The organism is Rhizobium sp. A22-96, assembly GCF_053521805.1.
In genome coordinates, this window is record NZ_JBNWDQ010000005.1 from 268,553 (window position 1) to 292,716 (window position 24,164).

Annotated in this window: 25 protein-coding genes; 12 read left to right on the top strand and 13 right to left on the bottom strand. The window is 61.3% G+C overall.

Translation table 11 applies throughout. From position 1 onward, the window contains the following. Positions 1-27: 27 nt before the first annotated feature. Positions 28-474: a nuclear transport factor 2 family protein gene (locus tag ACQZ6F_RS22830; RefSeq protein ID WP_405048702.1), complete on the top strand. Its 447-nt coding sequence runs from the start codon at positions 28-30 to the stop codon at positions 472-474. Positions 475-566: 92 nt separating this feature from the next. Here ACQZ6F_RS22830 and ACQZ6F_RS22835 read toward each other — a convergent pair whose 3' ends face one another. Continuing rightward, entirely contained in the window at positions 567-1,331 is a 765-nt protein-coding gene (locus ACQZ6F_RS22835; RefSeq protein ID WP_449094215.1) for an SDR family oxidoreductase, read from the bottom strand. Positions 1,332-1,450: 119 nt separating this feature from the next. Here ACQZ6F_RS22835 and ACQZ6F_RS22840 point away from each other — a divergent pair, with 119 nt between their 5' ends. Continuing rightward, positions 1,451-2,353: a LysR family transcriptional regulator gene (locus ACQZ6F_RS22840; RefSeq protein ID WP_449094216.1), complete on the top strand. Its 903-nt coding sequence runs from the start codon at positions 1,451-1,453 to the stop codon at positions 2,351-2,353. On the opposite strand, the gene ACQZ6F_RS22845 is transcribed toward ACQZ6F_RS22840, so the two are convergent. Continuing rightward, positions 2,354-3,229 (bottom strand): LysR family transcriptional regulator, encoded by an 876-nt coding sequence (locus ACQZ6F_RS22845; protein ID WP_068397967.1) that lies wholly within the window; start codon positions 3,227-3,229, stop codon positions 2,354-2,356. It abuts the gene before it with no gap. 97 nt (positions 3,230-3,326) lie between these two features. On the opposite strand from ACQZ6F_RS22845, the gene ACQZ6F_RS22850 reads away from it, so the two are divergent. From ACQZ6F_RS22850 to ACQZ6F_RS22870, 5 genes are all read left to right on the top strand, one after another. Further along, positions 3,327-4,610 (top strand): MFS transporter, encoded by a 1,284-nt coding sequence (locus ACQZ6F_RS22850; protein WP_449094217.1) that lies wholly within the window; start codon positions 3,327-3,329, stop codon positions 4,608-4,610. Positions 4,611-4,625: 15 nt separating this feature from the next. Beyond that, a complete protein-coding gene (locus tag ACQZ6F_RS22855) occupies positions 4,626-5,012 on the top strand; it encodes a VOC family protein (protein ID WP_449094218.1) in 387 nt (128 codons plus the stop codon). 89 nt (positions 5,013-5,101) lie between these two features. Then, the gene (locus ACQZ6F_RS22860) at positions 5,102-5,443 is read left to right on the top strand and encodes an ArsR/SmtB family transcription factor (protein ID WP_449094219.1); all 342 of its coding nucleotides are present in this window, start codon (positions 5,102-5,104) and stop codon (positions 5,441-5,443) included. Further along, on the top strand, positions 5,427-5,909 hold the full coding sequence (locus ACQZ6F_RS22865; protein WP_449094220.1) for an SRPBCC family protein: 483 nt from the start codon (positions 5,427-5,429) through the stop codon (positions 5,907-5,909). Before ACQZ6F_RS22860 ends, ACQZ6F_RS22865 begins: the two co-directional genes overlap by 17 nt. A 5-nt stretch (positions 5,910-5,914) precedes the next feature. Then, positions 5,915-6,319: a GFA family protein gene (locus ACQZ6F_RS22870; protein WP_449094221.1), complete on the top strand. Its 405-nt coding sequence runs from the start codon at positions 5,915-5,917 to the stop codon at positions 6,317-6,319. An 8-nt stretch (positions 6,320-6,327) separates the two neighbouring features. Here ACQZ6F_RS22870 and ACQZ6F_RS22875 read toward each other — a convergent pair whose 3' ends face one another. From ACQZ6F_RS22875 to ACQZ6F_RS22905, 7 genes are all read right to left on the bottom strand, one after another. Continuing rightward, entirely contained in the window at positions 6,328-6,996 is a 669-nt protein-coding gene (locus tag ACQZ6F_RS22875) for a spermidine synthase (RefSeq protein WP_449094222.1), read from the bottom strand. 69 nt (positions 6,997-7,065) lie between these two features. Beyond that, positions 7,066-8,727, bottom strand: a complete 1,662-nt coding sequence (locus ACQZ6F_RS22880; protein WP_449094223.1) for a urocanate hydratase — start codon at positions 8,725-8,727, stop codon at positions 7,066-7,068. A gap of 41 nt (positions 8,728-8,768) precedes the next feature. Next, positions 8,769-9,098 (bottom strand): TfoX/Sxy family protein, encoded by a 330-nt coding sequence (locus ACQZ6F_RS22885; protein WP_449094224.1) that lies wholly within the window; start codon positions 9,096-9,098, stop codon positions 8,769-8,771. Positions 9,099-9,116: 18 nt separating this feature from the next. After that, positions 9,117-10,217, bottom strand: coding sequence for a DUF917 domain-containing protein (locus ACQZ6F_RS22890; protein WP_449094225.1), 1,101 nt, complete (start codon positions 10,215-10,217; stop codon positions 9,117-9,119). A gap of 3 nt (positions 10,218-10,220) precedes the next feature. Beyond that, the gene (locus ACQZ6F_RS22895) at positions 10,221-11,495 is read right to left on the bottom strand and encodes a Zn-dependent hydrolase (RefSeq protein WP_449094226.1); all 1,275 of its coding nucleotides are present in this window, start codon (positions 11,493-11,495) and stop codon (positions 10,221-10,223) included. Continuing rightward, the gene (locus ACQZ6F_RS22900) at positions 11,495-12,877 is read right to left on the bottom strand and encodes a dihydroorotase (protein ID WP_449094227.1); all 1,383 of its coding nucleotides are present in this window, start codon (positions 12,875-12,877) and stop codon (positions 11,495-11,497) included. Before ACQZ6F_RS22900 ends, ACQZ6F_RS22895 begins: the two co-directional genes overlap by 1 nt. A 41-nt stretch (positions 12,878-12,918) precedes the next feature. After that, positions 12,919-14,502: an aromatic amino acid lyase gene (locus ACQZ6F_RS22905; RefSeq protein ID WP_077468519.1), complete on the bottom strand. Its 1,584-nt coding sequence runs from the start codon at positions 14,500-14,502 to the stop codon at positions 12,919-12,921. 223 nt (positions 14,503-14,725) lie between these two features. On the opposite strand from ACQZ6F_RS22905, the gene ACQZ6F_RS22910 reads away from it, so the two are divergent. After that, the gene (locus ACQZ6F_RS22910) at positions 14,726-15,058 is read left to right on the top strand and encodes a DHCW motif cupin fold protein (RefSeq protein WP_449094228.1); all 333 of its coding nucleotides are present in this window, start codon (positions 14,726-14,728) and stop codon (positions 15,056-15,058) included. A 98-nt stretch (positions 15,059-15,156) separates the two neighbouring features. On the opposite strand, the gene ACQZ6F_RS22915 is transcribed toward ACQZ6F_RS22910, so the two are convergent. The 3 genes from ACQZ6F_RS22915 to ubiE form a co-directional block, all read right to left on the bottom strand. Beyond that, positions 15,157-15,717: a sugar O-acetyltransferase gene (locus ACQZ6F_RS22915; protein WP_449094229.1), complete on the bottom strand. Its 561-nt coding sequence runs from the start codon at positions 15,715-15,717 to the stop codon at positions 15,157-15,159. 207 nt (positions 15,718-15,924) lie between these two features. Further along, positions 15,925-17,499, bottom strand: coding sequence for a 2-polyprenylphenol 6-hydroxylase (ubiB, locus tag ACQZ6F_RS22920; protein WP_449094230.1), 1,575 nt, complete (start codon positions 17,497-17,499; stop codon positions 15,925-15,927). Positions 17,500-17,561: 62 nt separating this feature from the next. Continuing rightward, a complete protein-coding gene (gene ubiE, locus ACQZ6F_RS22925) occupies positions 17,562-18,338 on the bottom strand; it encodes a bifunctional demethylmenaquinone methyltransferase/2-methoxy-6-polyprenyl-1,4-benzoquinol methylase UbiE (RefSeq protein ID WP_449094231.1) in 777 nt (258 codons plus the stop codon). 142 nt (positions 18,339-18,480) lie between these two features. On the opposite strand from ubiE, the gene mutM reads away from it, so the two are divergent. The 4 genes from mutM (at position 18,481) to dnaA (ending at position 23,068) form a co-directional block, all read left to right on the top strand. Further along, complete coding sequence (mutM, locus tag ACQZ6F_RS22930) at positions 18,481-19,371, top strand: bifunctional DNA-formamidopyrimidine glycosylase/DNA-(apurinic or apyrimidinic site) lyase (RefSeq protein ID WP_449094232.1); 891 nt, start codon at positions 18,481-18,483, stop codon at positions 19,369-19,371. Between the two features lie 29 nt (positions 19,372-19,400). After that, on the top strand, positions 19,401-20,174 hold the full coding sequence (locus tag ACQZ6F_RS22935; protein WP_449094233.1) for an enoyl-CoA hydratase: 774 nt from the start codon (positions 19,401-19,403) through the stop codon (positions 20,172-20,174). 192 nt (positions 20,175-20,366) lie between these two features. Then, positions 20,367-20,642, top strand: a complete 276-nt coding sequence (gene rpsT, locus ACQZ6F_RS22940) for a 30S ribosomal protein S20 (protein ID WP_068397713.1) — start codon at positions 20,367-20,369, stop codon at positions 20,640-20,642. Between the two features lie 875 nt (positions 20,643-21,517). Then, complete coding sequence (gene dnaA / locus ACQZ6F_RS22945; RefSeq protein ID WP_077468525.1) at positions 21,518-23,068, top strand: chromosomal replication initiator protein DnaA; 1,551 nt, start codon at positions 21,518-21,520, stop codon at positions 23,066-23,068. Positions 23,069-23,201: 133 nt separating this feature from the next. Here the strand turns inward: dnaA and gcvA are convergent, their stop codons facing one another. Further along, complete coding sequence (gcvA, locus tag ACQZ6F_RS22950) at positions 23,202-24,098, bottom strand: transcriptional regulator GcvA (RefSeq protein WP_449094234.1); 897 nt, start codon at positions 24,096-24,098, stop codon at positions 23,202-23,204. Positions 24,099-24,164: the final 66 nt, after the last annotated feature.

The following is a 24,164-nucleotide window of genomic DNA, read 5'->3' on the forward strand; positions in this document are numbered from 1 at the left end:
GATCGAAGGAGCAACGCCTTGAGACTGATGAAAATCGCAATGATCGCCCTGCCAATCATGGCCGCCGCCGCGCCGGCATTTGCCGAACGCGCCTATTCGCCGCAAGAGCAGAAGAACAAGGAGATCGTCCTGGATTTTTACCAGAAGGCGCTGAACGACAAGGACTTCGACGCCGCCTCCAAATATCTCGGCAAATATATTCAACACAATCCGATGGCCGCTGATGGTCCGGAAGGTCTGCGCGGCTTCCTCGATTACCTGAAGAAGAACTATCCGCAGTCGAAGAGCGAGATCAAACGCGTCATGGTCGACGGTGATTTTGTGATCCTGCGCGTTCACGCCATTCGCCAGCCCGGCGACCGCGGCAGTGCCATCGTCGACATTTTCCGCGTCGAGGACAACAAGATCCAGGAACATTGGGACTCGGTGCAGCCGATCCCCGAGACATCAAAGAACAACAATACGATGTTCTGAGTGAAAGGGCCGCAAGAGATCCAGCTCTTGCGGCCCGTTCTTACTCATTCAAAGCAGGCCGGCGACGATAATCGCGCCGTGAAAAGGCGCCGTCAGGTCCGCGTGATCGACAGACCGCCGTCGACCAGCGAAGCCGTGCCGCTGACGAAGCTTGCATCATCGGAGGCGAGATAGAGGACCGAGCGCGCAATCTCTTCCGGGCCGGCAACACGCTTCAGCGCATGCAGGTTGGTTATAAAGGCCTGCTTTTCGGCCGTGTCGTTCATGTCGCGATACATGTCGGTATCGACGGCACCCGGCAGCACGGCATTGACGCGCACGTTCTGCGGACCGAATTCGGCGGCGAGTGTCTGCGTCAGGCCGATCAGGCCGGACTTGCTGGCGGCATAGGCCGCAACGCCCGGGAAGCTGACGGTATGGCCGACAAAGGTCGACGTGAAGATCACCGAGCCGCCGCCGTGCTTTACCATTTCGCCAATCTGGTGCTTGGCGGCCAGGAACGATGCGGTGAGGTTGATCGCAAGTGCATCGGCAAAGCCTGCCTCGGAAACCTCGGTGCTGGGGCCAGATTCGCCGAGCGTGCCGGCATTGTTGAAGGCGATGTCGAGCTTGCCGTAGCGCTCGACCGCAAGGGCAACCAGCGCCTTGTGGTAGTCTTCCGAGCGCACATCGCCGGCCAATGCGGCGGCATCACCGCCTGCGGCTTTGATATCGGCAACAAGGCTTTCCAGTTCCGCGCTGCGGCGCGCACCGACGATAACCTTGGCGCCCTCTGCGGCGAAGAGCTTTGCAGTGGTGCGACCGATGCCGGAGCTGGCGCCGGTGACGATTGCGACTTTTCCATTCAAACGGTTCATTGTTCCATCTCCTATATGAAGACCTGTCTTTGGGTCTGTACGATACATGGAAGATGGCCTTTTCCAATCGTTCGGATTAGTCTTCAAATCATGGAATTCGAATTCGGAATCACCGAACGATGCTAAAAATAGATGGAATTGTTACTTTCGTTGCCGTTGCCGAGGCGGGATCGATCAGCGAGGCGGCGCGGCGTCTGCGTCTGTCGAAATCCGTCGTCAGTGAACGCCTGTCGGAAATGGAGAAAGCATTGGGCGCGACATTGCTTCACCGCACGACCCGCAAGCTGACCTTGACCGAGGATGGGGCCGCCTTTCTGGAGCGCGCGACCCGCATCGCACAGGAGGTGCGCGAGGCCGCCGCCGATCTCGCCGAGCGGCGCGGCACGCTGATGGGACCACTGCGCATCGCGGCACCCGTCACCTTCGGCCGCATGCATCTCGGTCCGGCTCTCTATCCGTTTCTATCCGATCATCCCGACATAGAGCTGACGCTTGATCTCGATGATCGCCGCGTCGATCCGTCATCGGATGGTTATGACGCGATCATCCGCCACGGCCTGATCGCAGACTCGCGGCTGGTCGCGTGGAAGCTTGCAAGCAGCCGCCGCCTTCTCGTGGCGTCGCCGGATTATCTGAAGCGCTACGGTCGCCCCGCCTCGCTATCGGACCTCGAGAACCATCGCGGTATTTTCTATACCAATCGCGGCGTGGCTGACTGGCGGTTCCAGGGCGCGGACGGGGCCGTCGTCATCAGGGGGAGGCTGGCGCTGGGGGTCAACAATGGCGACGTCCTTCACGATGCGGCCATTGCCGGGCTCGGAATTGCTTTGTTGCCGACCTTCATCATCGGACCCTCCGTCGGGGAAGGGCGGCTTGTCGAGATCGATATCGGCCATCGGCCCGAGCCGGAGTTCATCTTCATGGCCCATCCGGAGGGGCGCAATCCCTCGGCGAAACTCAGGGCCATAGCCGAGCATCTGAAGAAGGCATTCGGCGATCCGCCCTATTGGGACCGGGGCTAGTTACGCTATCAGGCTCATGAGATTGGCAACGATGGGCGATCGCTGTGCCTTGAGGCTGGCAAGACCGAGACGTGCCACGATCGGCGGCCCATCGATCGGCCGATAGGCGACGCCGTCGAGCTTGATCTGCGCGATCGACGCGGGAACGATGGAAACCCCGAGATTGGCGGCGACAAGATTGACGATCGACGGAATCTGCGGCGCCTCCTGCGTCACCACCAGCTCGAAACCCGCCTCGCGGCAGGCCGCGACGATATCGTCATAGAGACTGAGGCCGACCATGCGCGGAAAGAGGATAAAGGGCTCGCCGGCAAGCGCTGCAATCGGCACCCGATCTCGCGCCGCAAGGGGATGGCGGGCGGGCAGTGCAATCATCATCGGCTCGTCGGCAAAGCGCTTCAGCCGCACGTCGCGCGTATCTTCAAGGCCGGGTCGGATGAAAGCGGCATCGATCTCGCCGCGTACCAGCCGTTCCATCAGTGCATTGGTGTTCATCTCGGTGAGCGATAACAGCACGCCGGGCCAGTGATCGCGAAACTCTCGGATGGTCGCCGTGACGATGCTGTTGAAGGCGGAGGAGGCGGTAAAGCCGAGCGACAGGCGGCCGATCTCGCCGCGATTGGCGCGCTGGGCCGCGAGCTTCGCTTTTTCCGCCGCATCGACAGCCGTCTTCGCCTCGGCCAGAAAGGCTTCGCCCGCGACGGTCAGTTCGGCGCCGTGGGGCACGCGGTGAAACAACTGCACGCCAACCTCGTTTTCCAGATCCTTGATCTGCTGGCTGAGCGGCGGCTGGCCGATGCCGAGATTGGCGGCGGCGCGGGTAAAATTTCCCTCTGCCGCAAGCGCCAGAAAGTAGCGGATATGACGCAGTTCCACGATATCTCCAAAACCTATTGAGATCGCCTGTTCCATATATTGGACTAATGAAGCGCTATTGAATAGATTCTTGGGGGTAAGAAAGATTGGATGCCCCATGTTCCGCCCCGCCAACAGGCAAAAGACCACCGCCTCCGAAGTCCCGTCGCGTCCGGAATTGACGCTTGTCAAAAGCGAGCCGCTGGTCGAGCCGCGCCAGTTCCTGACGCGTGGCACGCCCGCCTTCCGCCGCGCGACCATCGCCCTGTTCCTCTCCGGCTTTGCCACCTTCTCGCTGCTCTATTGCGTTCAGCCGCTGATGCCGATCTTCTCGCAGGATTTCGGCGTTACGCCCGCTGAAAGCTCGCTGTCGCTGTCGCTTTCGACCGGTTTCCTGGCCTTTGCGATTTTCGGGGCAGCTGCCGTTTCCGAAAGCCTCGGGCGCCGCAGCCTGATGTTCATTTCGCTGCTGGGTGCGGCTCTTTGTACGCTTGTCTGCGCGGTATCGCCCAACTGGCATGTACTGCTGATTTTCCGCGCGCTCGAAGGCTTCCTTCTGGGCGGCGTGCCGGCGGTCGCCATGACCTATCTGGCCGAGGAAATCGAGCCGCGCGGTCTTGGCGGCGCCATGGGTCTCTATATCGCCGGCAACGCTTTTGGCGGCATGGCCGGTCGCGTTGTGACGGGTACGATCGCAGAATTCTTCAGCTGGCGGCCAGCGCTGGCAGCTATCGGCATTCTCGGCTTGATCGCCGCCACCGGCTTTCTCTATCTGCTGCCGCCATCGCGCAATTTCACGCCGCGCAAAGGGTTCGATATTGCCTTTCATGTGAAGGCCTGGAGCGGGCATTTCAGCAATCCGGCACTGCCGCTGCTGTTCGCCATCGGCTTCCTGGTCATGGGCTCCTTCGTCACGGTCTATAATTATGCCGGATTTCGCCTCGTCGTCGCGCCGTATAATCTCAGCCAGACCGAGCTTGGCCTGATCTTCACCGCCTATCTCTTCGGCATCGTTGCCTCTTGGGCCGCAGGTCTGCTTGGCGACCGCATCGGTCACTTCGTCGTGCTGCCGGCTGGTGTGTTGATTGCCGCTCTTGGCGCTGTCGTCACGCTCTCGACGTCGCTGCCGCTGATCATCCTTGGCATCATTCTGGTGACAATCGGCTTCTTCGTCACCCATTCCGTCGCCAGTGCCCTTGTGGGACGGCTTGCCCATGGCGCCAAGGGTCATGCTTCGTCGCTCTATCTGCTGGCATATTACCTGGGTTCCAGTATTGCCGGCTCGCTCGGCGGCTATTTCTGGCTTGCCGACGGCTGGAATGCCGTGGTTGCCTTCATCCTCATTATGCTGGCCATCTGCCTTGTCAGCGCAGTTGCGATCGCAAAGTTGGCTCGCCGCTAAGGCCGGAGATTGAAAATGATCCGCATCGACCATCTCGATCACCTCGTGCTGACGGTCGCAAGCATCGAGCAGAGCTGCGACTTTTATGGCCGTGTCCTCGGCATGGGCGTCGAAACCTTCGGCGAGGGCCGTAAGGCGCTGACTTTCGGTAGCCAAAAGATCAACCTGCATCGCGCGGGCCACGAATTCGAACCGAAGGCCAAGCGGCCGACGCCGGGCTCCGCCGATCTCTGCTTCATCAGCAAGACGCCGATCGAGGACATCATCGCTCATCTGCAGGTGGAAGTTATTGCGATCGAGGAAGGGCCGGTTCGTCGCACCGGTGCGACCGGCCCCATTCTCTCGGTCTATTTCCGCGATCCCGATCACAACCTGATCGAAGTCTCCAACGCCATCTCCTGAGATTGTGCGCCACTATGTGCTTCTTGACATACTCCGCTTACGCGTATATTAAACCAATAGGTTAATTAACTCGTTGGTTTATCATCCTCATGGATACGTTGAGCATGACCCTCTCTGCCCTTGCCGACCCGACCCGCCGGGCAATTCTGGCGCGGCTTTCGAGCGGTGAGGCCTCGGTTTCCGAGCTGGCGGAGCCGTTCGATATGTCTTTGGTCGCCGTGTCCAAGCATCTGAAGGTGCTGGAGAAGGCCGGTCTGATCTCGAAGGGCAGGGAAGCGCAATGGCGTCCCTGCCGGCTGGAGCCCAAGCCGCTCAGGCAGGTGGATGACTGGCTGGAAACCTATCGCCAGTTCTGGAACGACAATCTCGATCGCCTGGAAGCCTACGCAGCTCTATTGCAAAAGGGGGAAGCCGATGACCGCAGCAAATGAGGGTGGCGGCATGAGCCCGCAGCGCGAGATCGTGCTGACACGCGATATAGCCGCGCCGCGCGCATTGCTGTTTCGTCTCTGGACGGAGCCGGAACATCTGATGTGCTGGTGGGGGCCACAGACCACGACCGCCTCATCCGTCTCCGTGGATTTGCGCGAAGGCGGCGCCTGGCGGCACTGCATTCTTACGGCAGAGGGTCGGGAATATTGGAGCCACGGGCGCTATCTGGAGATCATTCCACCGGAACGCCTCGTATTCACCTTCGCCTGGGAAAACCGGGAGGGCAAGCCCGAGCACCCGATGCAGGTCACCGTGGAATTTCGTGAGCTTGGCGAGAAGACGCGTCTCATGTTTCGCAAGGCCCAACTGCCCGATGATACCGAACTGAAGCTGCAGACCGGCGGCTGGGAACAGGCTCTCGATAAATATGTCGCCTATGCGGAAACCACATCAAGGGAAGGATGAGTGTGATGAAGAAGACCTATCATGGAAGCTGCCATTGCGGCGCCGTCAGCTACAAAGCCGATCTCGACCTGCAGGGCGGCACGTTCAAATGCAATTGCTCGATCTGCAAGAAGAAGCGCAATTGGCTGGCTGTCGCCACACCCGCCGATTTTCACCTGACCTCAGGCGAGGAGAGCATCGGCGAATATCAGTTCGGCCAACGCGTCCTCCATCATCTCTTCTGCAAGAACTGCGGCATCAGTTCCTTCAACTGGGGTGAAAATCCAGCGCTTGGCGGCAAGTTCTATGCGATCAGCATCAGCTGCCTAGACGATGCCAGCGATGAGGAACTGGCCTCGCTCCCCGTGGGGTACTTCGATGGCCGCGACGACCATTTTGACAGGGCGCCCGAGGAAACGCGCTATCTTTAACGTAGGACTTAGCCTTTGGTGGCCAGCCAGATGACATGACGCGCGCCGCTCTTGCCATTGGCGCGCGTATGGACCACTTCGGCGACAAAGCCGCTCTCGCGCAGGCGTTTCGTGAAGCGCTCGTCCGGTCCGGAAGACCAGACCGCCAGAATACCGCCTGAGCGCAGCGCGCCATGGGCAGCCTTCAGGCCTTGATAGTCGTAAAGGCCGTCATTGGCCTCCGACGTGATGCCATCCGGGCCGTTGTCGACATCGAGAAGGATGGCGTCATAACTCGCCTTGCTCGCGCGGATAAGCGGGCGGACATCGCCTTCGTGGATGGCGACACGGGGATCATCGAGGCAACCATCAAAGACCGTTGCCATCGGCCCGCGTGCCCATGCAACGACCGCTGGGACCAGTTCCGCGACAGTGACCTTGGCATCCGTGCCGAGTTCGCCGAGTGCCGCCCGCAGGGTAAATCCCATGCCGAGGCCGCCGATCAGCAGATGCGGCGCCTTCCGGCACTTGATCTTGTCGCAGGAGAGCGTGGCAAGCGCGCGTTCAGAGCCGCTCAAGCGGCTGTTCATCAGCTCGTTGGTGCCGAGCATGATGGAAAATTCCTGGCCGCGCTGCTTCAGGCGCAGCTCGCCGCCGCCGGGGATTTTCGCAGTGTCAAGCAAGGTCCAGGGGATCACGGGCAACTCTCAAACCTGTTGGAATCGCCCGGGACCATAGTCTTTCAATGTCGGCAAGAACAGATGCCGCTATCCCAGCCGGATATAGGGCACATCCTTTTTCGCAACTTCATCAAGCGCTTCCTCATAGCCGGCATCGGCATAACGCATGACGCCGAGCGCCGTGTCGTTGGTCAGCGCGTGATCGAGCCGTTCGTCGGCGGCTTGCGTGCCATCGGCGACGACGGTTACGCCGCAGCTCGTCATATAGCCGGCATAGCCGCCGCCGCCGGAATGGACGACGACGAGATCGGCCATGGACGAGCAGAGCATCATGGCGTCGATCAGCGGCCAGTCGGCAATCGCGTCGGAGCCGTCCTTCATGCCCTCGGTCATGATGTTCGGATGCGCCATGGCGCCGGCGTCGAGATGGTCGCGTGAAAAGGCGATCGGGCCCTTCAGCTCACCGCTCGCCACCAGTTCGTTGACGCGGCGGGCAAGTGTGGTGCGCTCGCCATGGCCGAGCCAGGCGATGCGCGCCGGCAGCCCTTCGAAGGGCACGTGCTCGCGGGCAAGGCGGATCCAGTTGGTGACGATCTTGTTGTCCGGAAACATTTCCAGCAGCAGATCGTCGATGCGGGCGATGTCGCTTTCCTCGCCGGACAGCGCCATCCAGCGGAAGGGGCCGATGGCGCGGCAGAAGAGCGGGCGCAGATAGGCTTCGGTGAAGATCGGGATGTCGAAGGCGTTCGCTACGCCGCCTTCCTTCGCCTGCGTGCGGATCAGGTTGCCGTTGTCGAAGACTTCGGAGCCCTTTTTCTGGAAGTCCAGCATGGCCTTCACATGTTCGACGATCGAGGCGCGGCTTGCCGCCATCAGCTGGCCCTGGCCATCGTCGCGCAGATCCTTGACTTGGCTGATGCTCATGCCCTTCGGCACGTAACCATAGACGAGATCGTGGGCCGAGGTCTGGTCGGTGACGATATCAGGCACGATGCCGCGCCGCGCGATTTCCGGATAGATTTCGGCCGCATTGCCGACGAGGCCGACGGAAAGCGCCCGCTTCTCCTTGACCGCGGCGTCGATCATCGCCAGCGCGGAATCCAGATCCGGAGCGATTTCCTGCAGATAGCCGATTTCCTGGCGCTTCCGGGCACGCTCCGCATCGATATCCACGCAGAGGATCGCGGCACCCGCCATGCGGCCGGCGAGCGGCTGCGCGCCGCCCATGCCGCCAAGACCGGCGGTCAGCACGAAACGGCCGAATAGATCGCCGCCGAAGCGGCGCTCGGCGATGCGCATGAAGATTTCATAGGTGCCCTGGATGACGCCCTGGCTGCCGATATATTGCCAGGCGCCGGCCGTCAGACCGCCCCAGCAGATCAGACCCTTGCGCTGCAGCTCGTAGAACACCTCGGCCTTCGCCCATTGCCCCACGATGTTGCAGTTCGCCATGATGACCAGCGGCGCCTTGTCATGCGTGCGGATGAGGCCGATCGGTTTGCCGGATTGGATGAGCAGCGTCTGATTCTCATCCATCTCCGTCAGCGCCTTGACGATGCCTTTATGCGCCGCCCAGTTGCGCGCAGCCTTGCCGAGGGCTGCGTAGACGATAAGATTGTCCGGGTCTTCGCCGACCGAGAGCACGTTTTCGAGCAGGCGCAGCAGGGCCTCCTGCCGCCAGCCCTTGGCACGCAGCTCCGGGCCGCCCGGAATGGGGAATTTCGGGTGACGTGGATTGGCTTTCGGCATGGATTTCCCTTCCCTGTTTTCTTTGTTGTTTCGGTGGCCGGCTATTTCGGCGGCAGACCTTCGACGAAGTCCAGCGCGGCCAGAAGCAGCCGCTTGCGCAGCATGTCGTTGCCATAGGCTTCCGGCCCGGCACGCAGCCACCCCTTCATCTCGCGGCCGCCCATCAACATGGTTTTGACGTCATGCTGCTCCAGCGCCCAGCTATCGTTGCCCTTGCCGAGACGGATCAGCATCCCATCGACACGGGCACCGCAGAATAGGTGGCCGTTGAGCAGAAAGGCCCAGCCGCCGAACATTGCCTTCTCGCTGAGCCCGGGGCGCTCCCCGAGCTCTTCTCTCAGCAATTCTTCGAGACCGGTGTCGCGGGCCATTCAAGCCTCCTGCGCTCCTCAGCCTTTCTTGCCAGCCAGCGCGTATTTGGCGATTTCGATCCCCATGGCTTTTTCGACCGAGGGATAGACCGTGGGGTCGAGCACGCTGGCGGATAGGGGAATGATGTCCATCGGCACATGCAGGATGAAGACGCTCATGCCTTCATGCAGCTGGCCGACGCTCAAGGGCTCGCCGTCTGGCGACAGCGTGGTGATGACGGAAGGGAAGGTTGCGAGACGCTTGCCACCGGTGTCTTCGACGGCCATGTATTCGTTCATCACATGCATGACGACGGCCTTGTCGCCTGAGCCGACCGTGACGGTGCCGATATCGAAGGCTTCCTTCGTGTAGACGACATCCTTTTTGGTGATCGTGCCTTCGGCCAGGATATGGCCGCCGGTCGTCTTGCAGATGGCATCGATGACGGCGCTGCCACCCTTCTTTTCTGCCTCGATGATCGCTTCGCCGAGCGAAAGCGCCATGGAGATGCCGCCGAGCGCTGCGTGTGTGCGGACATAAGAGGCGCGCAGCGGATTGCGGCAGGAGGCGATGAAGCCGCCGGATTGGTCGGAAGCCGCGCGCAGGATCGGCGAAATCTTCGCCGTCGCACCCTTCACGACCAGCTCGATATAGCGGTTCTCGGCGCGGTTGCCGCCGACGGCGGTCTGGATCATCTGCTCTGGCGAACCGGCCATGCCTATCGAGCCCATATCACCAGTGGGATGGGCGCGGATATCGCCGACGGCGTCCACGACCTTCGTTCCGAGAATGGCCGATGGCAGCCAGCCGTTCAGCGTCGAGGACTTGCCGTTCTGGCCGATGATCAGGCCCGAAAGCTTCTCGCCAAGCTCATGCTGCAGCAGCTGCGCGGCCTTGACGTAATCGATGCCCTGCATTTCCCAGGGGGTGGTGGAGGCCGGAGCGCCGATGGCGGCTGCCGTCGCGATCCAGTCGTTGTCGTTCAGTTCGTCGATCGACACCAGCTCCGGCTTACCGACATTGACGGCCGCATAGCCGAGCATGCGACCGTGATCGGCCCAGCCGCCGCCGCCGGCGGCGTAAACGGAGCCACCCTTGACGGCCGCTTCCACATCCTTGGCAACGAGTACGCGTCCCATTGACTACTCCCGGTTCTGTTTGAGGTTCTTGTCCATGTCGCGCACCGCTTCGAAAAGCACGGCGGCGCCCATGGCGATATCGTCATTCTCGGCCCATTCCTCGGCGCAATGGCTGCGGCCTTCCTTGCAGGGCACGAAGATCATGGCAGCGGGCGCGACCTTGGCGATCCAGGCCGTGTCGTGGCCGGCGCCGGAGGCCATGCGACGATGCTTGGCACCGACGGTCTCGCAGGCGCGCTCGAGCGTTTCGAGCAGCACGGGAGCGCCCGGCGTCGGCATATTGTCGGAGACGCGCAGCGGCGGGTTGATCGTCACGCCATAATCGGCGGCGATGGTCTTCACCTCACCGTCGATCCAGGCGAGGAAATCTTCCATGTCACCACGAATTTCTGCGCGGCCGTCGACTAGGAGCACGACCTTAGACGGCACGACATTGGCGGCATTCGGCTCGATGCGGAATTCACCGACGGTGGCGGCAAAGTGGCCCGGCGTCTTCGCCTGCTCAGCCGCCCTCTGCCGGATATCCAGCACGAGCTGAGAAGCGGCCACCAGCGCATCCGCGCGGCGGTCCATCGGCGTCGTGCCGGCATGGTCGGCGCGGCCTTCTACAGTGATTTCTATGCGGGTGATGCCGGCGATCGCGGTCACGATGCCGATATCCCTATTCTCGGCTTCCAGCACCGGTCCCTGCTCGATATGCAGCTCCAGGAAGCCGGCGAGATCCGGACGCTTCTGGGAGAGCAACACGGAGGGATCACCGCCGACTTCGGCGATGCCCTGCGACAGCGTGCGGTCGCCGCTCATGCGGGAGAGCCAGGCCTCAGGGATCTGCCCGGTCATGCCACGGCTGCCGATGCAGGAGACGCCGAAGATGCTGACTTCTTCAGCCAGGAAATCGACGATCTCCAGATCATGGTCGAGTTCGATGCCGCGATCCTTCAAGGAGCGGGCGACTTCGAGCGCTGCAATCGTGCCGGCGATGCCGTCGAAGCGGCCGCCATCGGGAACGGTGTCGGAATGCGAGCCGACAAGGATGGTGCCGAGGCCGGGTTTTGCGCCCTCGCGACGGCCGATCAGATTGCCGGCGGCATCCATGCGCGTCGTGAGGCCGGCGGCCTTCATCCGCGCCTCGATATAGGCGCGGCCTTCCAGAAAGAGCGGCGAGAAGGCGCGGCGCGTCCAGGGATGGCCGGGCTCGGTAATGCCGGCCAGCGCATCGATATCCTCAGCGATACGGTCGGCGTTGACGGGCAGGTTGTGGCGCTTGGCGTCGGTCATCAGGCAGCATCTCCGGCAATGATTTGGCGAGGCAAGGGGCGCACGAAGCTGCCGGAGCCGGGTTCGGCCAGCACCTTCTGTCCCTCGGTAATCTGCTTGCCTCTAAGGTAGGCGGCCGACACAGTCCAGGGCAGTCGGATGCCATTATAGGGGCTCCAGCCGACGACATTGTTGCCGCTGGCGGCTGCGTCATAAACCATTTCGCGCGGCTCCAGCACGACGATGTCGGCGTCCTTGCCCGGCGTCAGCGCGCCCTTGATGTGATCAAGACGGAAATGCTTAGCCGGGTTCTCAGCCATCAGCTTAGCGGCCCAGGTGAGCGGCACGCCGTGTTCCAGAGCACCCTTGACGAAGAGCGGCACCATGACCTCCAGTCCCGGCACGCCGGAAGCGTTCGCCAGCATATCCGGATTGGTTTTGCGATTTTCCGACCAGCTGACATGGTCAGTCGAGACCAGCCAGACATTGCCTTCCGCCACCTTGCGCCACAAGGTTTCCACTTCGGCGCGCGGGCGGATCGGCGGATTGATTTTCGCCTTGCCGCCGAGGCGCCGCACATCGTTCTCCTCGTCGAGCGTCAGATAGTGAATGCAGCATTCGACGGTTGCCTCGAAGCCGTCGCGGCGATAGGCGCGGGCAATATCGTAGCCGCGGCCGAGCGAGCAATGCACGACATGGGCCGGGCAGCCGGTATCCGCACCCGTCTCGAAGATCGTGTGCATGGCAAGCAGCTCGGTGATCGGTGGCCGCGAGAGGCCGTGAGCGCGGTAGTCGGTGACGCCGCTCGCCTTCACCTGCTCCATATAGGTGCGAACTGCTTCGTCATCCTCGTTGTGGACGCCGGCGGTGAGGCCGGTCGGCGCGATCGCGGCAAAGCAGGCGTCGAGAAGAGCAGGCGGGATGCGGGGAAAGCGCTTGGGGTCCGTGCCGAAGGTCGAGAATTTGAAGGCGGCGACACCGGCCTCGACCATTTCGGCGATGCGCGCCGGGCCTTCTTCCGGGTCGATCGTGCCATAGAGGGCGAAATCGACGCGCGCCTGCGGAGAGGCATGGTCGATCTTCTTCTTCAGGGATTCAGCCGAGCAGACGAGATTGCCTTCGTCATAGGGCATGTCGACGATGGTAGTGACGCCGCCTGCAGCCGCCGAGCGCGTCGACCAGATGAAGTCTTCCTGATCCTTCTGGGAGAGGGAGTGGGTTTGCGCGTCGATTGCGCCGGGCAGGATCAGCGCCTTGCCGAGCAGATGCCGCTCGCGCGCCGCTGGCGGCACGCCGATGCCGACTTCCGCGATCTTGCCATCGCGCACGGCGACATAACCCGCTTCCACGATGCGTTCAGGCAAAACCACGGTGCCCTGCAGAACAAGATCGAAATCGGCCATGTGCATTCTCTCCGCCGGTCAGTTGGTTCAAGTCTGTTGGTTCAGATGGCGACGGTGTCGCGATAAAGCCGCTCCTCGACACGCTCCAGCGAGCCGAGCGCGAAGAAATCATCATAGGCAAGGATCGGCTTGTGGGCGATCATTTCCGAAATGAAGGCCTCGGAAGCGAGTTCCTCTTCAATCGCCTCGACCTCGGCCGAAAGCGGACGGTCGACCACATAGAAATCCGCATGCTTGCGCACGACGTCATAGAGCATGCGCGCCACGCCTTCCGGCTTGTCGCCGAGAATATCCATCGCCTGCGCCGAAAGCAGCGCCTCTAGAGCTGCCAGGCGCTTCAGCGCCCGCATCTGCCGCTCGAAGCGCTCGATGACCAGCGGCAGGAAGGCGGCCTCGTCTTCCATGCCGCCCGCGACGACAAGCGACTGCGCCGAGACCGGATTGGACATGGAGAGCACGCGCGAGAAGATCTCGCCCGCCAGCTTGATGATCGGCCCGAAGCCGGTGGCGATCTTGCCCTCAGGCACCAGATTGACCGGCAGGCCGCGCCGCTGGCCGTTGCCGAGCAGGACGCAGCGATTGAACGAGTTGCGGGCCGCGTGGGCCATGCAGATGACGGCAGCTTCCAGCAGAATGGTGACGTCGAGCGGCAGAGAGCCGCCGGATGTCATGACACGCCCCTCAACGATGACGGGGTTGTCGTCGGAGCGGCCGGTTGCGGCCAGGATCTTGTGACCGGCCGTCAGCAGATTTTCGATGACGGCGCCGAAGACCTGTCCGATCATGCGCAGGCTCAGCGGGTCCTGCACATGGGTCGCGACCGGCCAGGGCCATTCGTCCGAGGCATTGCAAAGCCAGGCGCCGATCAGCGCTTCGCGGGCGGTGCCGACATGGCGCACCGCGATCCACGGATCGCGTGAGGCCCCCAGAGCGCCGGCAGCCATCATGGCAGTGGCAAGCAGCACGCGGATCGAGGAAGCGGCGTTGCGGGTGGTCTCGGCTGCAGCGGCGAAGCTCACGGCATTGACGCTGAGCGAAGCTAGGCTATCGCGCGGCAGCATCTTCACGGGAGCGATGCCGGCTGCATCGAAGGCATCGGCCGCCTGCATGCGGCGACCGCGATAAACGGCTTCACCGACGCCGGTCAGGACCGCGCCGATCTGACCCATCAGACCGATATCGGCGCAGCCGATCGAGCCGGTGCGCCGGACCACGGGAGTGACATCGGCACGTAGCAGCTGCAGATAGGCGTCGATCAGCTCCTGCGAGCATCCGACTTGCCCCGTCAGAGCGGTGTTGACGCGGATCGCCATGGCATTGCGAACGACCGACATCGAAAAGGGGGCGCCCGTGCCGAAATGGTGGGCGCGCACCAGGCCGAGATTGAAGGCGTCGAGATCTTCCGGCGACCACTCGACATCCTTCATGGCCCCGACGCCGGTCGTGGAACCATAGACCGGCATGCCGGACTGGATGGTGCTTTCGAGGACGCCGCGCGCCAGGCGCACCCGCGCCATGCCGCTTTCCGATGCCGAAGGAAGCGCGACGCCTGCGCCGATCCGAACCAGATCGCTGAACCCCAAGGGCTGCCCGGTGAGTTCAATGCCGGCTCTCTGACGCTCCATTGTCGTTATTCTCCTTTTTCGCAAGGCTATGCGAGCCTCATCGCCAATGGGATATCCCAAATAGCGAACACCTCAATCGACGTGCATGGAAAAACACACGCAAGGCATGCTGTGGCACTAGCAAATACGCATTATAGCTGAAAACAGGGTATAGCATTGACCAATAGGTTTGCCCGACAGTTCTCCCACCGCACCATTCATTCAACCTCGGAAGATCGGCGCAATGAAGATTCCTGAACTTGCTTTCACCGCAACGAGTTGGGATGAAGTCCCTGCGACCAAGCACGAGGGCGAAAGCGGTCATGCGCTCTGGAAGACGTTGAATATCGGCGATATCCGCATTCGGGTTGTCGAATACACGCCCGGCTACGTCGCCGACCACTGGTGCGATCGCGGTCACATCATCTATGTGCTTGAGGGAGAATTGATCTCGGAACTGAAGGACGGCCGCGTCTCGATCCTGACGAAGGGTATGGGCTATCAGGTATCCGATTTCGGCGATGCCGCGCATCGTTCGTCGACAAAGACAGGCGCCAAGCTCTTCATCGTCGACTAGCGCCTCCGCATAGAAGTTTTAGCGATTTGGTTTGACGCACAGGCTTGCTTTCGAGCTGCTGTCCGCCGAGGCCGGTTGCGACCCCTCGCGGAGTTTCTTTAGTCCTCGGCGATGGAGCGAATGGCCCGCGCGGGATTTCCGCCGACGAGGGTATTCTTGGGAACGTCCTTGGTAACGACCGAACCCGCTGCGACGACCGAATTCTCGCCTATTGTGACGCCACCGACAACAATCGCGCCGGTTGCGATCCACACGCCTTTCTCGATCACAATGGGTTTTCCGATTGTGGCGGCTCGTCGCCGCGAAGGTTCAAGAGGATGGCCCGCCGTGATGAGGCTGACATTCGGCCCGATCATCACATCGTCGGCGATGTCGAGGCCGCCAAGGTCATAGAAAGTGCAGTTCTGATTCACGAAGACATTGTGCCCAACGCGGATTTCGTTCCCACCGGCGGTAAAAAATGGAGGAATCAGCAAAAAGCTCTCATCCACTTTTTTACCGATAAGTTCGCTGAACAGGATGCGGACTTCATCCATGTCGTTGAACGTCAGACGATTGAGTTTGGCGGTAATGGCCATCGCGCGTTTGACGTTCGCCAGCATTGCTGCCGATTCCGGCGTCCGGCCGTAAATTATCTTGGTGCGGTCGTCGTTTGGCATTCGCTATCTTCCTCAGACCACGGTGAGCTTGAGTTTCGCGGCACGATGGTGGCGGTGTAGAGATTCATGAGCCTAGCCACAAAGCGGTGAGACCGGAATCCAACTTATGCCAAAACTCCACGAGCGCCAGACGCTTCAACTATGGAATGAGGAGCTCGATAATTAGCTCAGGCAAAGGCGCCTTAAGCGCCTGGCGCCCGAAAAAGATCAGCTCAGATGCCAGGCGATATAGATAAGCGCCAACGCGATGACCCAAAGTGCAAGGCGGCCGGAGCGGCTGTGCTTGGCCTCGGCCTTGCCGATCGCCTCGGCGGTCTGCACGTCGAAGCGCAGGCCGTTTTCACTCATATGCAGCAATTCGTGATGGAATTTCTCGGTCTTGGTGGCGATCTCAGGAATAGCCTCTGCCAGCTTCACGGCCGCCTTCAAGCCGTCCTTAAGGTCAGCTACGATGCGCTTGGGGCCGAGATTATTGCGGATCCACTCGCCGACGACAGGTTCCGATGCCTTCCACATGTTGAAGCGCGGATTGAGCATGCGCGACACGCCCTCGACCACGACCATGGTCTTCTGCAGCATGACCAGCTCCGGCCGCGTCTCCATGTCGAAGAGCTCGGTGACCTCGAAGAGTAGCGTCAGCAGCTTGCCCATGGAGATCGTCTCGGCCGGCTGGCCATGGATCGGCTCGCCGATGGCGCGGATCGCCTGGGCAAAACTCTCGGTATTATGGTGAGCGGGTACATAGCCGGCTTCGAAATGCACCTCGGCGACGCGCAGATAGTCCCGCGTGATGAAGCCGTAGAGGATTTCGGCAAGGAAGCGCCGCTCCTTCTTTCCAAGGCGGCCGACAATGCCCATGTCGACAGCGACGATCATGCCGGCGGCGTCAACGAAGAGATTGCCGGGATGCATGTCGGCATGGAAGAAGCCGTCGCGCAGCGTATGGCGAAGGAAGGACTGGATCAGCGTGTCGGCGAGCGTATCGAGATCGTGGCCAGCCGCCTTCAATCCCTCGACGTCTGACATCTTGACGCCGTCAATCCACTCCATGGTGATGACGTCGCGACCCGTGCGCTCCCAATCGACCTTGGGAACGCGGAAGCCGGGATCTTTTTCGGTATTCTCGGCGATCTCGGAAAGGGCGGCTGCCTCCAGCCGCAGATCCATCTCGACCTTGGTGGTCTGCTCGAGCGTCCGCGTCACCTCGACCGGCCTTAGGCGCCGGCTGGAGGGGAGGAAACGTTCCTGCAGGCCAGCGACGAGATACATCGCCTTGATATCGTTGACGAAGCGCTGGCGGACACCGGGCCGGACGACCTTGACGGCCACGCGCTTGCGGCCTTCGGCGGTCTCGATTTCGGCCGGATGCACCTGCGCTATCGAGGCGGCGGCGATCGGCTCGCCAAAGCTGACATAGAGATCGTCGATCCGCCGGCCGAGCGAGGATTCGATCGCAGAGGTCGCGGTCGCCTGCGGGAAGAAGGCCATGCGATCCTGCAGCTGCGACAGGTCGTTTGCCATGTCGACGCCGACGACGTCGGGCCGCGTCGCCAGGAACTGGCCGATCTTAACGTAGGAAGGTCCGAGCCGCTCGACGGCCTTGGCGAGCCGGTCGCTGCGGGCCTGGCTCTTGGCGCGCTTGCGGGCAAACATGCCGACGAAGGATTTGGCGAGGCTAACTGACGGCGGCAGGCCTTCCGAGGGAAGCGAAATGACGACGCCTTCGCGCACGAGGACCCAGCCGACCCTGAGCAGGCCGAAATATGCGTTGAAGGAACTCATAGCGTCTCAAGGTCTCGGGGATAGGAGGCCGTCAGTCGCGCCACGTCGCTGGACATCATGCTTCAGAGCTTCCAGCCGGAGTGCAGCGCGGCGATGCCGCCGGTATAATTGGTGAAGCTCACGCGAGAGAAGCCAGCCTCGCGGATCATCGTCGCGAAGTCCTCCTGGTTCGGGAACTTGCGGATCGATTCCACCAGATACTGGTAGGGCTCGGCATCGCCCGTTATCGCCTTGCCGAATTTCGGGATGGCGTTGAAGGACCAGGCATCGTAGACGCGGTCCAGCAGCGGCAGGTCGACTGCGGAAAATTCAAGCACGAGCAACCGGCCGCCGCGCTTCAGCACCCGATGGGCTTCCTTCAGTGCCACGTCGATATGCGGCACGTTGCGGATGCCGAAGGCGATCGTGTAGGCGTCGAACGAATTGGGCTCGAAGGGCAATTCTTCGGCATTCGCCTCGACGAAGGTCAGGTTGTCGGAGAGCTTCTTCTTTTCCGCGCGCTCAGCCCCAACGGCGAGCATCGAGCCGTTGATGTCGAGCACGGTCGCATGCGCCAGACGGTTGGAGGCCTCGACGATGCGGAAGGCGATATCGCCCGTACCGCCGGCAACGTCGAGTGTCTTGTAGGTCGCATCCTTGCGCGGATTGAGCGCCGATATCATCGCGTCTTTCCAGGCGCGGTGCATGCCCATGGACATGACGTCGTTCATGACGTCGTAGCGCTTGGCGACCTTGTGGAACACCTCGTTGACGAGGCCCTGCTTTTCGCCATCGGCTACTTCGCGGAAACCATAGGACGTTTCCATGCCGCCATCGGCGGAGGTGCGGCTGTCTGCCATCGGCTCAACTCCGTTACATAATTCAGTCGCGGACCATGGCGAAATCGCGTTTGCCACGCTATCTCATCAGCCAGATCACCATCCGCAACGCCTTGGGCTATAGCCCAGATCATAAGCGGTTGAAACATAAAGATGGATAGCCATGCCGGAATTACCAGAGGTCGAAACCGTCAGACGCGGGCTGGCGCCTTCCATGGAGGGCGCGGTTCTGCAGGCGCTGGAGCTGCGGCGCAACGATCTGCGCTTTCCGTTCCCGGCCGATTTCGCGCAGGCCGTATCAGGCCGCGGCATCACGTCGCTGTCGCGCCGCGCCAAGTACCTGCTGATCGACCTCGAAGACGGCATGACGATCGTCTCGCATCTCGGCATGTCCGGCTCCTTCCGGGTCGAGGCTGGTGTAGCGGCCGATGCGCCCGGCAACTTCCATCACCCACGCTCCAAGGACGAGAAGCACGACCACGTCGTCTTCCATCTGACGGGTGCAAACGGTGGCGCGCGCGCGATCTATAATGATCCCCGACGCTTCGGTTTCATGGATATCGTCAGGCGGTCGGATATTGGGAGCCACCCCTTCTTCCGCGATCTCGGTCCGGAGCCGACGGGCAATGAACTGGGCGCCGACTATCTGGCCGCGCGCTTTGCCGGCAAGGCGCAGCCGTTGAAGAGCGCCTTGCTCGACCAAAAGAACATTGCTGGCCTTGGCAATATATATGTCTGCGAGGCACTGTGGCGGTCTCATCTGTCACCCTTGCGCGCCGCCGGTTCGCTGGTCACTGACACCGGCGGGCCAACCGGGGAATTGCTGACGCTGGTCGCGGCCATACGCGAGGTCATTGCCGATGCGATCGCTGCCGGTGGCTCGTCCCTGCGCGATCATATCCAGACGGATGGGTCGCTTGGCTATTTCCAGCATTCATTTTCCGTCTACGATCGCGAAGCCCAGCCTTGCAGTACGCCCGGTTGCAGCGGTACGGTCGGTCGCATTGTTCAGGCGGGGCGCTCCTCTTTCTATTGCGCCACCTGCCAAAGCTGATTGCCAAAGCTGATTGAAGGGAGAGAGACATGGCCTACGAAACCCTCATCGTCGAAACGCATGGGGCCGTTGGCCTCGTCCGGCTCAACCGACCACAGGCGCTGAACGCGCTGAACTCCACCGTATTGTCCGAGCTGAAACAGGCCTATGCCGCCTTCCATCAGGATGATGCGATCGGCGCGATCGTGCTCACCGGCTCGGAAAAGGCTTTCGCGGCCGGCGCCGATATCAAGGAAATGCAGCCGCTCGATTTCATCGATGTCTACAAGAACGATTTGATGAGTGGCTGGGACGAGGTCGCCAAGGTGCGCAAGCCCGTCATCGCCGCGGTCAGTGGTTTCGCGCTCGGTGGCGGATGCGAGCTTGCCATGATGTGCGATTTCATTATTGCGTCCGAGACGGCGAAGTTCGGCCAGCCGGAGATCACCCTCGGCGTCATCCCCGGCATGGGCGGCTCGCAGCGGCTGACCCGCGCTGTCGGCAAGGCGAAGGCGATGGATCTGATTCTGACCGGCCGCATGATGGATGCCGCAGAAGCGGAACGTGCGGGCCTGGTGGCGCGTGTCGTACCGGCCGACAAGCTGCTGGACGAGGCACTGGCCGCTGCCGCCAAGATCGCGTCGCTGTCGCGTCCCTCGGTGCTCATGGCCAAGGAAGCGGTCAACCGCGCGCTGGAAACCACGCTTGAAGAGGGCTTGCGTTTCGAACGCCGCTTGTTCCACAGCCTGTTCGGCACGGAAGATCAGAGGGAGGGCATGGCTGCCTTCATGGAAAAGCGTAAACCGGACTTCAAGAACCGGTGAGTGCAGGAATCCGGAATTACGGGCCTTTGACGAGAATCCGCGTTGACGGCGCCGCTCATTCCGGTTATATGCCCGCCACAGTTTGGAAAGCCGCTCTGGTTTTCCGCAATTGCTCCCGCATTGCTGGATGAAGTGGCCGCAGGGCCCGCGCTGCAACGATGGAGTTATGTTCGAATTCTAAGAGAGGCATACATGGCCAATACTACCTCGGCGAAAAAAGCGACCCGCAAGATCGTACGCCGCACCGAAGTCAACAAGGCTCGTCGCTCGCGCGTTCGCACTTTCGTCCGCCAGGTCGAAGAAGCCATCGCATCGGGTGATGCAGATCTCGCAAAGGCAGCTTTCCTTGCCGCCCAGCCGGAACTGGCTCGCGCAGCCACCAAGGGCGTGCTTCACGCCAACACGGCTTCCCGCAAGGTTTCGCGTCTTGCCAAGCGTGTGAAGGCCCTTTCGGCCCCGACCGCATAACTTTCTATTAACGACTCGATCGTTAGACTTGAAGCCCGGCCCTTGCGCCGGGCTTTTTGGATTCTGACAAAAAAATGCCGTATTGCCAAAATCGAGTGCCTGATCATGTCATTGACGTGACAGAAATATACATTTGAAAACAAAGGCTTGCAGCAGGATATCCCAGCGCCGTGTGATCTGCATGACGCGTTGCCGGCTCACAAGTGAGTCAAGGGAATTTTTATTTTATTTGTTTTGAAAGGCGTGAGAATCGCGCTGAACGTGAATCTCTTTGATTCAACAGCGATTCTTTTTTGAAGGGCTTGTGACAGTCAAATATGGCTTCCGGAGTCAATGGCCGGCTCTTAATTTTGTGTAAAATTCATCGTTGATATCTGCCTCCGATCCTGCCTAAATGCTTTTCAACAAGGGGCGCGGATCTCACCTTAAACGGCTTCGGCGAACACCGTCACTAGCGGCGGCGTGGGTGGTTTTGTCTCTTGTGACGGAGCAGTTCAGCTCCGTTTTTTCAAACAGTTGACGAGTTAAAGCCGGAAGCGGCAACGCTTGCGGAACGAGGAAGCTTGTCTGTCCTTTGCAGCCTAAGTCAATGACGCGGCTGTGGGGAGGGGAGAAAAATTGACAGTCGTTGGAGCAGCCGGTCGGAAGACGAGGGCCGACTGATGCTCCGGTTACAGACGCCGAGACGAAGATCGCTTTAAAGAGCAGTTTTCGCCACAGTGTTCCTGTAAGGCCCATTGGCGGGGCTCGGCTGATGAACCGGTATGCGGCGCAGCTTGGGACAACGAGCGCGATAGTCATGCCATGGCGAAGACCTAGGGGCGGCGGTGCAACGCTGGTTCGCCCCATAAAGAGACTGTGGAAGGCGGCATTACATGCAGATACATACGAGGACGACGGGTGCGTTGGAAAATGGGGACAATGCGCAGGCGTTCGGTGCTGTTTGCCTAGAAGCGGCGGGGGAAAAAGGAGACGTGGCGCAAAACGTTTTGTTCGAGCGCGTCAGCGCGCGCTTGAAAGCTCAGGTCGGTCCTGATGTTTATGCCAGCTGGTTCGCGCGGCTCAAACTGCATTCGGTATCCAAGAGCGTTGTGCGTCTTACCGTTCCGACGACCTTTCTGAAGTCGTGGATCAACAATCGCTATCTCGATCTCATCACCGGCCTGTTCCAGGCGGAAGATGCCGAGATCCTGAAGGTCGAGATTCTGGTGCGCAGCGCGACCCGTCCTGGCGTAAAGCCGTCGGTTGACGAACAGGCTGTCGTGCCGGATCAGGCTGCCGTGGCGCCGATCCGCCGTTCCGTTGCACAGCCAGCAGGCCATGCAGCTGCTCAGGCTGTCAGTGCGGCCGCTGCTGCCCGCCCGGCTTCGGCAGGCACGCCCTTGTTCGGCTCGCCGCTCGACTCCCGCTTTACCTTCGACACCTATGTCGAGGGCAGCTCGAACCGGGTGAGCCTTGCCGCCGCCAAGACCATCGCGGAAGCCGGTTCCGGCGCGGTGCGCTTCAATCCGCTCTTCGTTCACTCGACGGTCGGTCTCGGCAAGACGCATCTGCTGCAGGCGATCGCCAATGCAGCCGTACAGAACCCGCGCAATCTGCGCGTCGTCTATCTGACCGCTGAATATTTCATGTGGCGCTTTGCCACTGCCATTCGCGACAATGACGCGCTGACGCTTAAGGATTCGCTGCGCAATATCGACCTTCTGATCATCGACGACATGCAGTTCCTGCAGGGCAAGATGATCCAGCACGAATTCTGCCATCTGCTCAACATGCTGCTCGACAGCGCCAAGCAGGTTGTCGTCGCTGCCGACCGTGCACCCTGGGAGCTGGAATCGCTCGATCCGCGCGTTCGCTCGCGTCTTCAGGGCGGTGTTGCCATCGAGGTCGAGGCACCGGATTACGAGATGCGTCTCGAGATCCTCAAGCGTCGGCTGGAAGCCGCCCGTCTGGAAGATCCGTCGCTGGAAATTCCGGCCGAACTTCTCTCGCACGTCGCCCGTAATGTCACGGCAAGCGGCCGCGAGCTGGAAGGCGCTTTCAATCAGCTGATCTTCCGCCGGTCTTTCGAGCCGAACCTGACGGTCGAGCGTGTCGACGAGCTGCTTGCACATCTGGTCGGCTCCGGCGAACCGCGCCGTGTCCGCATCGAGGACATCCAGCGCATCGTCGCACGCCACTACAACGTCTCGCGCCAGGAGCTGGTCTCCAACCGCCGCACCCGCGTCATCGTCAAGCCGCGCCAGATCGCCATGTATCTGTCGAAGACCCTGACGCCCCGCTCCTTCCCGGAGATCGGTCGCCGCTTTGGCGGTCGCGATCATACGACGGTGCTGCATGCTGTGCGCAAGATCGAGGAACTGATCTCTGGCGATAGCAAGCTGTCGCATGAGATCGAGCTGCTGAAGCGCCTCATCAACGAATAGGCCGTGGGCATATCCGCTCATCATTTTACGGCCGGCGTCATCGCCGGCTGTTTTCGTTGACGCCGTGTTCGGCTTGATGCGGATGCTCAAGCGAGCCAGCGGCCGTCCATGCCGTGCTGAAGGCGACGTCAGCCTATGTCGGCGGCGTTGCCTGCGAGATTTCGGAAAATAGCCACGCGCGCAGCGCCGCAATAGCCGGCCGTTCGAGGGCGCCCGGCAGATAGACGAGGTGATAGGCGAATGCGCTGGCAAATCCTATCGGGAAGGGAGCGACCAGTGTGCCCTCCGCCAGCTCCTGTTCGACGAAGGAACGGCGCATGAGTGCGATACCGAGCCCGGCCTGCATGGCTTGATAAGCCCCGGTACCGTCAGTGAAGACCGGCCCGCGCGTGGCGTCGACGCGGCTTGCGCCCGCAGCCTGCAGCCAAAGTTCCCAGTCGCGCCGATAGACATCGTGGATCAGGGTGATATCCGCCAGACTGTCGACGAGGGGCGAGGGGCCGAGTGACGCCGCCATTGCCGGCGTGCAGACGGGCACGTACTCATCGTCGAGCAATCTCTCGCTCGCCAGACCTTCATAGCCGCCAAGGCCGTGGCGAATGGCAACGTCTATTCCGTCCCGCTGGAAATCCATGATGCGATGAGAGGCGCTGATGCGCAGATCGATCTCGGGATGCGCCTGCTCGAAGCGGCGCAGCCTCGGCACCAGCCAATGGGTGGCAAAGCCGGCGGTGCAGGTAACCGTCAATACGCTGTCATTCGCGCGCATGGTCAGCGCCGCAGTCGCCTCGCGGATGAGGCGAAAGGCCGTCCGCATCGTTGCGAAATATTCGGCGCCGTCCGACGTCAATGCGAGGCTGCGTGTCCGGCGCTCGAAGAGCCGCACGCCGAGCGCGCTTTCGAGGTCGCGAACCTGCAGGCTGATGGCGCCGGGCGTTACATGCAGCTCGTTTGCAGCCAGCGTCATGCTAAGATGACGGGCCGATGCTTCGAAAGCCCTGAGGGCCGAAAGAGACGGTAACTGATCCATAATGATTGAGTTAAGCTAAACCATAAAATGAGAAAGAGTCGTTTGTCAGAAAGCGGATATTGAGAG